Below are 12571 nucleotides of genomic sequence, written 5' to 3' on the forward strand. Positions count from 1 at the left end.
AAGCGTGACGAGGGGAGCAGGACGTGGGCGGGACGACGCTGGTGAAGGGCGCCGAGCGGGGCGAGGCGGCGGTCCCGGAGGCGGCAGAGGGGCCACCATCGCCGCCGCCGCACGACTCCGCCTCGGCCGCGGAGGGGCTCAGCCCCGCCCGCGTCCGGATGGTGTTCGTCGGGCTGATGCTCGCGCTGCTGCTCGCCGCGGTTGAGCAGATGATCGTCGCCACCGCCCTCCCCAAGATCGTCGGCGAACTGCACGGCCTGGACAAGATGTCCTGGGCGATCACTGCCTATCTGCTCACCTCGACGATCGGGCTTCCCATCTACGGGAAGCTCGGGGATCTGTTCGGGCGCAAGGGCGTCTTCCAGTTCGCGATCGTCATCTTCATCGTCGGTTCTGCGCTTGCCGGTTGGTCGCGGACCATGGATCAGCTCATCGCCTTCCGCGCCATCCAGGGCATCGGCGCGGGCGGCCTCATGATCGGCGTACAGGCGATCATCGCGGACATCGTGCCGCCCCGCCAACGCGGCCGCTACATGGGCCTGATCGGCGCCGCGTTCGGCCTCGCATCGGTCGCGGGACCGCTGCTCGGCGGGTTCTTCACCGACCACGTCACCTGGCGCTGGTGCTTCTACTTCAACGTGCCGTTCGGCCTCGTCACCCTCGCCGTCGTCACCCTCGTACTGAAGCTGCCCAAGCCCACCGCGAAGGCCCGACTCGACGTGCTGGGCGCGCTGTTGCTCGCCGCGGCCTCCACCTGCCTGGTGCTGCTCACCAGTTGGGGCGGGACCGAGTACGAGTGGGGCTCGCGCGTCATCTTGGGGCTCGGTGGCGGCGCCGTCGTCTCGACGGTGCTCTTCCTGGTCGCCGAACGCTTCGCGGCAGAACCGATCATTCCGCTGCGCCTCTTCCGTGATTCGGTCTTCAACATCACCGGTCTAGTAGGCATGGTGGTCGGAGTCGCCCTCTTCGGAGCGGCCAGTTATCTGCCGACCTTCCTGCAGATGGTCGACGGCGCGACCGCCACCGAGTCCGGCCTTCTCATGCTTCCGATGATGGGCGGCGTCGTCGGCGCCTCGATCCTCGCCGGGCAGCTCATCAGCCACACCGGGCGCTACAAGATCTATCCGATCGTCGGCGGGATCCTGTCGGTCGTGGGGATGTGGCTGCTCTCGCGGCTCGAGGCCGACACGTCCCGGTTGAACTACAGCATCTGGATGGCCGTGCTCGGCGCGGGCGTCGGTCTTGTCATGCCGGTGCTCATCCTCGCCGTGCAGAACGCCGTACGCCCCGCCGATCTCGGCACCGCCACCAGCGCCAACAACTACTTCCGGCAGATCGGCGGCAGCGTCGGCGCCGCGATCTTCGGCACCCTCTTCGCCGACCGGCTCGCGGACTCGCTGGCCGAACGGATCCCGGCCGGGTCGGGCCTTCCGGACCCCGAGTCCATCACCCCGCAGCTCGTGCACGCGATGCCCGCCGAGCTGCGCGAGGGCTACATCCAGGCCTACGCCGACGCGATGCCGCGCATCTTCCTCTACCTGGTGCCGGTGCTCGTCCTCGGCATGCTGATCGCCTTCTTCCTCAAGGAGACCCCTCTGTTGTCCAGCGCAGCGTCCCAGAACGCCCCCACGGCCGAGCCCACGTCCATCCCGCAGGCCCGTACCGCGCACGCCGCCGGGGTGCCCGTCTGCGGCACCGTGCAGCACCCGGACGGCACCGTCGTACCCCGCGCCGCCCTGACCCTCATCAATGTCGGGGGCCGGCAGATCGGCCGGGGCGCGAGCGGCGAGGACGGGCGGTACGCGCTGTCCACGCCGGGCTCCGGATCGTTCGTCCTGATCGCGGCCGCAGGCGGTCACCAGCCGCAGGCGGTCACCGTCACCGTCGGCGAGCGCCCCGTGGAGCTCGACGTGGTGCTCGGCGGCGCGGGCCGGCTCGCGGGCAGCGTGCTCACCGCCGACGGGTCCCCGGTCAGGGACGCCGCGGTGACCCTCACCGACGTACGCGGCGAAGTCGTCGCCACCACCCGCAGCGGACGCGAAGGGGGCTATGTCATCACGGAGTTGGTCGCGGGCGAGTACACCCTCGCCGCCAGCGCCCCCGCCTTCCGCCCGGCCGCCCTGCCCGTCACCGTGCAGGCATCGCGCGAGACCCGCCAGGACGTGGAGCTCGCGGGCGGCGCGGTGCTGCGGGGGACCGTGCGGGCCGGTGGCGGGCGGCCCGTCGAGGACGCGCGCGTGACACTGCTCGACGCGGCGGGGAACGTGGTGGACACCCTGACGACCCGGGAGGACGGCAGCTTCCGGTTCGTCGACCTGTCGTCCGGCGAGTACACGGTCATCGCCGCGGGGTACCCGCCGGTGGCGACCGTGCTCCAGGTCGCGGGCGGCGGACGGACGGAGCGGGATCTGCAGTTGGGGCACGAGGACTAGGGCCTGTCCGATGGGTCAGGCCGGTCTTCGCGCCGGGTGCCGATGCAGCAGGGTCGAGCGGGCCCTGGTGCGTGCAGCTGCAAGGCGGAGGAGGGCGACAACGCGGAGCGTTGGCAACCGACGACAACGCGGCAGATGGGCGTGCCAGGGGTCGCGACCCCGGCAGGACCCATCGGACAGGCCCTAGAGAGTGGGGTGTGAGGAGTAGGGGGAACGCCCCCTGCCGGCGCCGGATGCGCGCTCCGGCGTGGGCCAATTCCCCTATTGCGCCGCAAGGCAACCCGTGCCGGTCGTACGGTGGTTGGGGCGGCGCGGCTGCACGGTGCCGCCGGAAGGAGCGTTGGCCATGGATCAGGGCACCCCGGGCGGGCCGGTGGCGCAGCACGCCGTGGCCGGCCGGATCCCGCTCGCCGTGGTCGTCGTCGACGGCGCGGGCCTCGTCTCCCACTGGAGCACCGGCGCACGGCGGCTGTTCGGATACGCGAAAGAAGACGCTGTGGGCGCCCCGGCCGGCGACCTGCTGCCGGTGGCAGGCGCGATCCCCGACGAGCGCGAGCCGTACGGAACGTACGACGGTCTGGGCCCCGACCTGGAGACCTCCCTCGACGGGCGCATCTCCTATCCGGCCGCAGGGCGCGCGCGGCTCTCCGTGCCGGGGGTCCCGGGGCATGAGCAGACCCGCGTGGACGTCCTGTGGTGGGCCTACCCGCTCGTCGGCCCGGGCCCCGAGCGACTGCTCGTCCTCGCTGCGGACGCCGACCGGCTCGTCGACGCGGACAGCCTCGAACCGGGACAGGTGGAGCGGATAGCACCCGGCTTCGCCCTGCACACCGACTTCCCCGGAGCGGACGAGCTTGCGGGCAGGCTGCCCGAGATCCTGCCCAGCATGAGCGTCGGCGAGAGCTCCCGCATCGTCGCCCAGATCCTCGAACTGGGCTATCCCGTCCTGGAGTTCAGCAAGCACGACCGGGTGCCCGTCACCCCGGACTGGGGCGTCGCCCGGCGCACCGAGCGCAAGGAGCGCAGGCGGCGCGACGAGGAAGCGGTCGCCGCGGGCCGCATCCCGGTGCCGGACCCCGCGGACGAGGGCGAGGACCTCGAGTACGCGGCGGTGCGCGAACGCCTGGAGTTCCTCAACGAGGTCAGCGGGCGCATCGGCTCCTCCCTCGATCTGTCGCAGACGATCCTCGAGGTCAGCCGGGCCGTCGTGCCGCGCTTCACGGACGTCGCGGGCACCTATCTGCGCGAACAGGTCGTCGCGGGCGAGGGGTTCCCCGAAGGGCCGCCGGACGAGACGACGCTGTGGCACCGGGTCGCCGTGGAGCACACGGACGAGCCGGGCCGCTGGGACGATGTCGTACCGGTCGGCGAATCCATGCCCTTCCCGGCGCACACACCGTTCTTCCAGTGCATGACCTCCGGCGATCCGGTCCTCGTGCCGCGCATCAGTGAGGAGATGGGCAACGCGATCGCCTCGCAGTTCGAGAAGCGCGACATCCGCCCGCTCATCAACCACCGCTCGATGCTCGTCGTACCGCTGAAGGCGCGCAATGTGGTGCTCGGATTCATGATCCTGCTGCGCCATCAGGAGCGGCCCGTCTTCAACGACATGGACCGCGTCACCGGCGCCGAACTGGCCGCCCGGGCGGGCCTCGTGCTCGACAACGCCCGCATGTACACGTACCAGGAGAGCGTCGCCGACACGCTCCAGGACAGCATGCTGCCGCACATCGAGCCGCGCATGACGGGCTGTGACATCGCCACGCGCTATCTGCCCGGTACGCTCCTCGGCCGGGTCGGCGGCGACTGGTTCGACTCCGTGAAGCTGCCCGGCTCGCGGACCGCGCTCGTCGTGGGCGATGTGATGGGCCACGGCCTCAACTCGGCCGCGATGATGGGCCAGTTGCGCACGGCCGTACAGACCATGGCCGCCCTCGACCTGCCGCCCGCGCAACTCCTTCGCAACCTCGACGACCTGGCGCAGCGGCTCGGCGAGCACTATCTCGCGACCTGTCTGTACGCGGTCTACGACCCGATCGCGGGGGAGCTGCACCTCGCCAACGCGGGGCACATCCCGCCCGTCCTGGTCCGCGCCACCGACGGCCGCAGCGAGCTCCTCGAACTGCCGACGGGGGCGCCCATCGGCGTGGGAGGCGTGCCGTTCGAGGCGGTCAGCGTGCAGGTGACGCCCGGCGACCGGCTCCTGATGTGCACCGACGGCCTTGTCGAGGTGCGCGGCGAGGACATCGGCGTCGGCCTCGCCACCCTCACCGAGTCCGCCGCCCACCCGGCGGCCTCCATGGACGCCGCCTGCGACACGATCATCCGGGCGCTGAACACGCGCGGTGGCCGCAAGGACGACGTGGCCCTCCTGATGGCCCGGCTCAACGGCGTCGCGGAGGAGGACGTCGCCCGGTGGGGGCTCGCGCTCGACCCCAGCGAGGTGAGCAGGGCCCGCGAGCTGGTGCGCGGACAGCTGCGGGACTGGTCCCGCGACGCCCTGGTCGAGACGGCGGAGCTCCTGGTCAGCGAGCTGGTCACCAATGCCGTGCGGCACTCACGCGGCGGCCGCCTCGAACTGCGCCTGGTCCGTTCCGGGCCCACGCTGATCTGCGAGGTCGAGGACGACGACCACACCCTGCCCACGCTGCTCAACGCGGGCCCCGGCGACGAGTTCGGACGCGGTCTGCGGATCGTCAGCGTGCTCGCCAAGGAGTGGGGCACGAGCCGTACGAGCACCGGCAAGACGGTGTGGTTCGAGCTGGCGCCGCCCCGCCGGTGAGCCGGCTCTCAGGGGTGCGCCCGGCGGGAACGTATCGAATGCGCGGTGAAGAACGGCGCGGGTGGCTTGTCCGCGCTCCCCGGGCGCGGTAGACCGATCTTGCCGTCGGATTCGGCGGCCGCCGTCGCATCCTGGGGAGCTGGGCATGAGCGTCACGAGTCGGTACAAGGAGGCCTGGGAGGGGTTCTGGCAGGAGGCCCCCGAGGAACAGGGAGCCGTCTTCTGGGACTCCGACCCCGCGCTCACCGTCGGCATCCATCTGGCCCTCTTCGAACCGCACATGGCGGCCATCGGCCTGCCCGTGGTGGACCTCGGCTGCGGGAACGGCACCCAGACCCGCTTCCTCGCCGACCGCTTCCCGCGCGTCATGGGCGCCGACCTGTCCGCCGCCGCTCTCGAACACGCCCGGCACGCCGACCCCGCTGGGCAGGCGGAGTTCCGGCAGGTCGACGCGGCCGAGCAGGCCGAGGCCGAGCAACTGCACGCGGAACTCGGCGATGTGAACGTCTATATGCGCGGCGTGCTCCACCAGTGCGAACCCGCCGACCGCCAGCCGCTCGTCGACGGGATCGCCGCACTGGTCGGCGAGCGCGGCAGAGCCTTCGTGGTCGAGCTTGCGGAGGCGGCGGGCCCCGTCCTCAAGGGCCTGGCCCAGAGCCCCGCGGGCCCGCCGCCCAAGCTCGCGCCGGTGTTCGCGCACGGCATCGCGCCGGGCGAGGTCGCCGACGATGCCGTGCCGGGGTACATCGGGGCGGCAGGCCTCACCGTCCTCGCCGAGGGCGAACTACCGCTGATCACCACGGAGTTCACCCCGGACGGCACGCGGATCGAGCTGCCGTCGAGGTGGGTGGTGGTGGGGCGGGCGGGGTGACGTCACCTTCTGGGTACGTCACTTCTTGAAGGTCATCGGGATCAGCAGTCCCAACCGGGCGCGCGCCGGGGCGCGCCGGAGGGCTCCTGGTGAGCCGCCGGTTGATGAGGACGACGCCGGTGATGCTGATCAGGCCGCCGATGAGTTCGATCGGGCGCGGGGTCTCGCCGAGCCAGACGAATGCGACGGCGAGCGCGACCGGCGGGACGAGGTAGAGCGCGCCGGTGGCCCCCGCGACGGTGTACCGGGACACCGCGTAGCCCCAGGTCACAAAGCCGAGCGCGGACGGCAGGAGGCCCAGGTACACGGCCGGTCCGACGGCGGACGCGGGGGCCCGCGTCAGGCCGTGCAGGGCGTCCGGCGCGAGCGGGAGCAGGAAGAGGGTGCCCGCCCACATGGCGTAGCAGGCGACTTCGAGGCCGGTGTACCGCTTGAGGAGCGGCTTGGTGGCGAAGTGGTAGACGCCCTGCACGAGTGCCGCGGCGAGCACGACGAGCGCGCCGGCCGACAGGCGCGTGGAGCCGCCGGCGAGGGCGATGAGCGCGGCACCCGCCAGCGCGATCAAGCTGCCGAGCGCGGTGTTGCGGGTGAGGGCCTCGCCGAGGAAGGCCGTGGCGAGCAGCACGCTGAACACGGGGGCGACGGTGACCAGCAGGCTGGCCGTACCGGCGGGAACGTGCACCTCGCCCCCACGAGCGCCAGGGCGGCGGACGCGACAGCGAGGCGCAGCAGGGAGAGGCCCGCGACGCCGAGTCCGTCCAGGCCGACGCGGATGGCGGGGAAGGCCGACGCCCAAAGGACCACGGTCGCCGCGAGGGCGAGAAAACGGGGAGAGAAGTGGGGAGAGATGTGGGGAGAGATCGGCAGGTGGTGCGCGCTGAAGTTCACGGTCCCAGGGTTCCGCCTACCATTGGAAAGGTCTATTTACTCTTTCTTCTCCTATCGAGAAGGTGAGCTTTTTGTTTGATGTACGTCGCCTTCGTCTGCTGCGCGATCTGTCGCTGTACGGCACGGTGACGGCCACCGCCGAGGCCCTGCACCTCAGCGGCCCCGCCGTCTCCCAGCAGCTGGCCACCCTGGAGAAGGAGGCCGGCCTCCCGCTCCTGGAGAAGCAGGGCCGCACGCTGCGCCTCACCTCGGCGGGCCGGCTCCTGGTCGAGCACACCGAAGTCATCCTCGGCGGGCTCTCCGCCGCCGAGGCCGATCTGCGGGCGCTGCGCGGGGGCCGCCGCGGTGTCGTCCGCGTCGCCGCCTTCCCGACCGCGGCGCGGGCCCTGCTCCCCACCGTGTGGCGGGCCCTGGCGCCGGATGCCGAGACCGGCGCCCCCGAACTGCACATCGTCGAGCACGAACCGGGCCCCGCCGCCGACGCCCTGCGCCGCCGCGATGCGGACCTGGCCGTCGTCCACGCCTACAGCCTGCTCCCGCGCACGCTGCCCCCCGGCTGCGAGCAGCACCACCTCCTCGACGACCCGGTGCTGCTCGCCCTGCACCCGGAGACCGCCGCCCGGCTCCGCATCGAACCCGGCCGGAAGGCGGACCTCGCCTGCCTCGCCGACGAGAACTGGCTGCTGCCGGGTCCCGAGACCTCCTGCCACGAACTCACCCAACGGGCCTGCGGGGCCGCCGGTTTCGTCCCCCGGGCCACGGCCATGGCCAGCGACTTCTCCGTACTCTCCGCTCTGGTCGGTGCGGCGGCGGGCGTGGCCCTCGTCCCCCGCATGGCCCTGCCCGCCGACACCTCCGGCATCAGCCTGCACCCCCTCGCCCGGCCGGTGACCCGCACCGTCTCCGTGCTCAACAGGACCGGAGACGCCGGCCAGCCGCAGCTGGGGCTCGTCCTCGACGCACTGCGACTCGTGGCGTCGAAGGAGGCGGAGGCGGCGGAGGCGTCGAAGGAGGCGGAGGCGGCCGAGGCGGCGGAGGGGAGCACCGTGCCCGGGGCCTGACGGCGACGCGGGCGGCCTCCGACATGCCGGGGCCGCAGCGCCGTGTCAGGATCGCGGGCGGGGATCGTACGCCTATGGAGCCGTGGAGCCGCGCCATGCCGAGCGATGCAGCCAGCAGCCGTGGCCCCCTCTGGGCGGACTGGCTCGACGATCGGCCGCCCGCAGCGGGGGCCGCGGTGATGGCCACCGCCGTGCTCTCCGTCGGACTGCATCTCCTCGGCGTCGAATGGGCGTCGCGTGTGCTGCTCGTCGTGGCCGCCGTGGTCTGGCTGGCCCTGGCCTCCGTCTTCGGCCGCCATCTGCTGACCGAACGTGACCGCTGGCGGCACGAGATCGACACGTCGCCCGCGCTGACCGCCATCGCCGCGACGGGGGTCCTCGGCACGCGGCTCTCGCTCCTCGGCAGGCAGCCCGTGTCGGTGGCGCTGCTCTGTGTCTGCGTACTGCTCTGGCCGCTGCTGATGTCCCATGTCATCCGGCACTGGCAGAGCAGACTGCCGGGCGCCGCCTATCTGGTGTGCGTGGCCACCCAGTCCATCGTCGTGCTCGCCGCGACGGTGGCGACCGCCGACCGGCAGGCGTGGCTGATGTGGCCCGCGCTCGCCTTCTTCGCCGTCGGCCTGCTCCTGTACGCCGTCGTGCTGCGGCGCTTCGACTTCCGCCAACTCGCCACCGGCCAGGGCGACCACTGGATCATCGCCGGTGCCATGGCCATCTCCGCGCTCGCCGGATCGAAGCTGGTCGCCGCATCCGTCCCGCACGGCCCGCTGCACTGGGCGACCCCGGCGCACGACGTCCTGCGGACGGTCACCCTCGTCACCCTCGGCCTCGCGCTCGCCTGGTACGCCGTCCTGGTCGGCTGCGAACTGCTCCGCCCACGCCTCCACTACGACGTACGCCGCTGGGCCACCGTCTTCCCCTTGGGCATGACGGCCGTCGCATCGCTCTCCGTCTCCACGGCCGCGGACATCCCGGCGCTCTGGACCTGCGGGAAGGTGCTGTTCTGGCCCGCCCTGGCGGTCTGGGCGGTGGTCACGACCGGGGAGTTCCGCGCGGCCCGCAGCGGCATCGAGGCGGGCCGCACCGCGAGCGGCAGCCCGCGTGTCAGTCGGCGGTGAGGGTGCCGGGCTGGTCGTGGGTGGAGCAGTGGATGCCGCCGCCACCGGAGGCGATGGTGTCGATGCGGATCTGCACGATGTCGCGCCTGGGGAAGTGCTCCTGGAGGATGCTCTTGGCGCGCTTGTCGGCCTTCCGGTCGCCGAACCTGGGGATGAAGACGGAGTCGTTGGCGACGTAGAAGTTGGCGTACGTGGAGACGAAGTCGTCGCCCTCGCCGGTGATCTCGTACAGGTCGGGCTGCGGCAGATCGATGACCTCGAAGGGGCGCCCCTTGGCGTCCGTCGCCCTGTTCAGTACGGACTTCGCCCGGTCGGCCGCGCGTGACCAGGAGTCGGCGGGCGTGTCGGGGTGCGCCCTGTCCAGGAGCACCACACCGGGGGCGGTGAACCGGACGAGGCTGTCCACGTGGGCGTCGGTGATGTCCTGGCCGCGCACGCCGGCCAGCCAGATGACCTTCTTGATGCCCAGCGTCCGCTTGAGCTCGGCCTCGATCTGGTCCCGGCTCTTTCCGCGGTTGCGGTTGTCGTTGACGATCGAGCTCTCGGTGATGAGGAGAGTGCCATCGCCGTCCGTCTCGAAGGAGCCGCCCTCGGCGACCAGGGGGGCCTTCCTGCGGGGGATGTCGTACGCGGACAGGAGGGTGCGGCCCACCTTGGCGTCGTTGGTGTGTGTCTGCTTGTTGCCCCAGCCGTTGAAGTTGAAGTCGACGCCGATGACCTTGCCGTCCTGCTCCACGAACACCGGCACGGTGTCGCGGGCCCACAGGTCGTCGACGGTCAGCGGAATGACCTCGACGTCGCGCCCGCACGCCTTCTGGGCGGCCTTCTGCTGGTCGGGCCTGGCCATCATCACGACGTACTCGTACTCCGCGATCGCGCGGGCGATCCCGGCGATGTCCTCGCGTACGTAGCGGAGGTCCTCCTCCCACACCGACTCCAGGGCGGGCCACGACATGAAGGTGCGCGCGTGACTCTCCCACTCGGCGCCCATGCGCAGCCCCTCGGCCGCCGTGTCCTCGTCACCGGCGGTGCTTGCGGCCCCCGCCGACTCGTCGCCGGGGCCGCACGCCGAGGCGCCCAGAACCACGGCGCCGATCCCGGCGAGCGTGCGCAGGGCCGTGCGGCGGGAGGGGCGGTGGGGGAGAGGGAGAGACACGGTGAACTCCGATCATCGTGATGGGGATCAAGCTATCCACCGGTATGGCGACTCTGAACTCTGACACGAACTGAAAATTCAGTCAAAGAGGGGAGTGACGCGTCGCCCGGTAGGGTTCGGATTCATGGCGCCTCGCACTACTCAGATCCTCGAAGCGGCCGCACGGCTCATCGCCCGTCGCGGAGTCCGCGGCCTGCGCGTCGAAGAGCTCGCCGCCGAGGCCGGCGTATCGACCGGGCTGATCTACTACCACTTCAAGGACCGCACCGGGATCCTGCGCCACACGCTCGAGTTCATCAACGACCGCGCCGAGCGCTACACCACCGGCCGCGAGGCGGACGCCGAACCGCTCGCTCCCCGCGAGGAGTTGGAAGAGACCCTCCTCCTGGAGCTGCAGGACACCCCGGTCGTCAGGGAGAACAGCTCCGCCTGGGGCGAGTTGCGGGCGAGCGCCGTCTTCGACGAAGTGCTGCGGGAGGACCTCGCCAGGGCGACTCTGGTGTGGGTGCAGGAGGTGGCGGCCCTCCTCGGTCAGGTGCGGCCGACGGCCCCGGCGCCCGCCCTTGCCGCGGCCGGCGAGCGGCTCACCGCCCTGCTCGAAGGGCTCAGCATGCGCTGGCTCAGCGGCGGTCTGCGGATCGACCACGCGCGTGACCTGATGCGCGGCGCCATCGACGCCGAGCTGGCGCTACTGCTGGAGAAGTAGCGCAAGGCCGTCCCTTGACGGTGGGCTGAAAATTCAGTCAGTGTCTCTGTGGCTCAGTGACTTCGCTGAACTTCTACCGGCCCGTGTGGTTCCCCGCCCACACCGTGGGGGCCCGGCCCGACCACGGGCTTGCCTGTTCGAGTTGGCCTGCGAGGCGGAAGAGGCGGCCTTCGCGCCCATGACCGGCGGCGAACTGCATACCGATCGGGAGTCCCGTCCCGGCGTCGGCCGCCACCGGCACGGACATGGCGGGCGTGCCCGCCACATTGAACGCCGCGCTGAACGGGGCGAGGTCGAAGAGGCGGCGAAGCCAGCCGAGGCCGTCCAGGGCATCCGCGCCCTCGGCATGGCTGCCCAACGGCACGGGAAGCTCCGGCAAGGTCGGGGTGAGCAGCATGTCGTGGGCGTCGAAGTACCGTGCCAGGCTTCGGGCGACCCGGTTCCGGATCGTGAGAGCGGCGACGAACTGGGCGCCGCTGACCCGCTGTCCGTAGTGGTAACTGGCGAGGACGGGCGGCTCGAGGGTCGAGGGGCCTATGGGGCGATCGAAGGCGGCGGCCAGCTCGTCGATCGACGCCGTGAGATTCGCCGTCGACAGACGGGCGTTGGCCAGGACGAACTCCTCCCAGTCGGCGCCGAGTTCGACTTCGGCCTCCACCACGTGGTGGCCGAGGGATTCCAGCAGGCGCACGGTGCGAGCGAGAGCGTCGGCCACCGGTGTGGTGGTGCGGCGTCCGCCCCACGCGTGGGTGAGGACGCCGATCCGCAGCGGGCCCGGGTGCCGGGTGACTTCCTCCGCGTACGGCCGGGACGGTTCCGGCGCGGAGTAGGGGTCACCCGGTTCCGGGCCGCGGATCTGGTCGAGCAGTGCCGCACTGTCGCGGACCGTGCGGCTGACGCTGCCGTGCACGCCGAGGCCGTTGAAGATCTCGTCGAAGTGGGGGCCCGCGGAGACCCGGCCACGGGTGGGCTTCAACCCGAAGAGGCCGTTATGGGCGGCGGGGATACGGATCGATCCCGCGGCGTCGGTGGCGTGGGCGATCGGGACCACCCCGGCAGCGACAGCCGCGCCCGCGCCCCCGCTGGATCCGCCCGCGCTCCGCTCCAGGTTCCACGGGTTGCGGGTCGCGCCGTACAGCACTGGTTCCGTCGTATTGCTGTAGGCCAACTCCGGTGTCGTGGTGCGCCCGAACGTCACGAGGCCGGCACGGCGGAAGCGCAGCATCAGGGCGGAGTCGGCGCCGGAGACGTTGCCGGCCGCGAGACGGCTGCCCAGCTCCATGCGCCTCCCGGCCATGGCGACCGCGATGTCCTTGATCAGGAAAGGGACTCCGGACAGGGGTGTGCTGCCGGGGGTGGGCTCGTCGTCGGCCTGCCATGTCTCCACGATCGCGTTGATCCGTGGATTGACCGCCTGTGCGGCCTCGCGTGCGGCGGCCTCCAACTCGGCGGGGGTCACTTCGCCTTGGGCCACCAGCTCCGCGAGCCCGACCGCGTCGTGGCTCACGTACTCGGAAACTCTCACTGTCACTCCCCGGGGGACGAGCGATACCGTTC

The 12571-nt window shown here is 71.7% G+C and carries 9 protein-coding genes; 6 read left to right on the plus strand and 3 right to left on the minus strand.

Annotated features, from left to right (window positions below):
• Window positions 1-23: 23 nt before the first annotated feature.
• From AB0O76_RS26825 to AB0O76_RS26835, 3 genes are all read left to right on the plus strand, one after another.
• A complete protein-coding gene (locus tag AB0O76_RS26825; RefSeq protein ID WP_365496143.1) occupies window positions 24-2432 on the plus strand; it encodes an MFS transporter in 2409 nt (802 codons plus the stop codon).
• Between the two features lie 346 nt (window positions 2433-2778).
• Window positions 2779-5214 carry a SpoIIE family protein phosphatase gene (locus AB0O76_RS26830; RefSeq protein WP_365496145.1) on the plus strand — a complete coding sequence of 812 codons (2436 nt, stop codon included), beginning with the start codon at window positions 2779-2781 and terminating at the stop codon, window positions 5212-5214.
• 145 nt (window positions 5215-5359) lie between these two features.
• Window positions 5360-6085: a class I SAM-dependent methyltransferase gene (locus AB0O76_RS26835; RefSeq protein WP_365496147.1), complete on the plus strand. Its 726-nt coding sequence runs from the start codon at window positions 5360-5362 to the stop codon at window positions 6083-6085.
• Here AB0O76_RS26835 and AB0O76_RS26840 read toward each other — a convergent pair.
• On the minus strand, window positions 6021-6767 hold the full coding sequence (locus AB0O76_RS26840) for a DMT family transporter (RefSeq protein ID WP_365496149.1): 747 nt from the start codon (window positions 6765-6767) through the stop codon (window positions 6021-6023). The genes AB0O76_RS26835 and AB0O76_RS26840 overlap by 65 nt on opposite strands.
• Window positions 6768-7044: 277 nt before the next feature.
• On the opposite strand from AB0O76_RS26840, the gene AB0O76_RS26845 reads away from it, so the two are divergent.
• Together AB0O76_RS26845 and AB0O76_RS26850 are read left to right on the plus strand one after the other, a co-directional pair.
• On the plus strand, window positions 7045-8034 hold the full coding sequence (locus AB0O76_RS26845; protein WP_365496151.1) for a LysR family transcriptional regulator: 990 nt from the start codon (window positions 7045-7047) through the stop codon (window positions 8032-8034).
• Between the two features lie 95 nt (window positions 8035-8129).
• On the plus strand, window positions 8130-9152 hold the full coding sequence (locus tag AB0O76_RS26850; RefSeq protein WP_365496153.1) for a tellurite resistance/C4-dicarboxylate transporter family protein: 1023 nt from the start codon (window positions 8130-8132) through the stop codon (window positions 9150-9152).
• Here the strand turns inward: AB0O76_RS26850 and AB0O76_RS26855 are convergent.
• The gene (locus AB0O76_RS26855) at window positions 9139-10308 is read right to left on the minus strand and encodes an agmatine deiminase family protein (RefSeq protein ID WP_365496155.1); all 1170 of its coding nucleotides are present in this window, start codon (window positions 10306-10308) and stop codon (window positions 9139-9141) included. The genes AB0O76_RS26850 and AB0O76_RS26855 overlap by 14 nt on opposite strands.
• Before the next feature lie 124 nt (window positions 10309-10432).
• Between AB0O76_RS26855 and AB0O76_RS26860 the strand changes: the two genes are divergently transcribed.
• Window positions 10433-11014: a helix-turn-helix domain-containing protein gene (locus tag AB0O76_RS26860; protein WP_365496157.1), complete on the plus strand. Its 582-nt coding sequence runs from the start codon at window positions 10433-10435 to the stop codon at window positions 11012-11014.
• Between the two features lie 73 nt (window positions 11015-11087).
• Here AB0O76_RS26860 and AB0O76_RS26865 read toward each other — a convergent pair whose 3' ends face one another.
• Window positions 11088-12539: an amidase gene (locus AB0O76_RS26865; RefSeq protein ID WP_365496159.1), complete on the minus strand. Its 1452-nt coding sequence runs from the start codon at window positions 12537-12539 to the stop codon at window positions 11088-11090.
• Window positions 12540-12571 lie beyond the last annotated feature (32 nt).

It is taken from the genome of Streptomyces sp. NPDC086554, from assembly GCF_040686095.1.
GTDB lineage: Bacteria > Actinomycetota > Actinomycetes > Streptomycetales > Streptomycetaceae > Streptomyces.

Coding starts and splice junctions, on each gene's coding strand:
- AB0O76_RS26830 (WP_365496145.1), top strand. CDS start 2,779: ATGGATCAGGGCACCCCGGGCGGGCCGGTGGCGCAGCACGCCGTGGCC.
- AB0O76_RS26835 (WP_365496147.1), top strand. CDS start 5,360: ATGAGCGTCACGAGTCGGTACAAGGAGGCCTGGGAGGGGTTCTGGCAG.
- AB0O76_RS26850 (WP_365496153.1), top strand. CDS start 8,130: ATGCCGAGCGATGCAGCCAGCAGCCGTGGCCCCCTCTGGGCGGACTGG.
- AB0O76_RS26860 (WP_365496157.1), top strand. CDS start 10,433: ATGGCGCCTCGCACTACTCAGATCCTCGAAGCGGCCGCACGGCTCATC.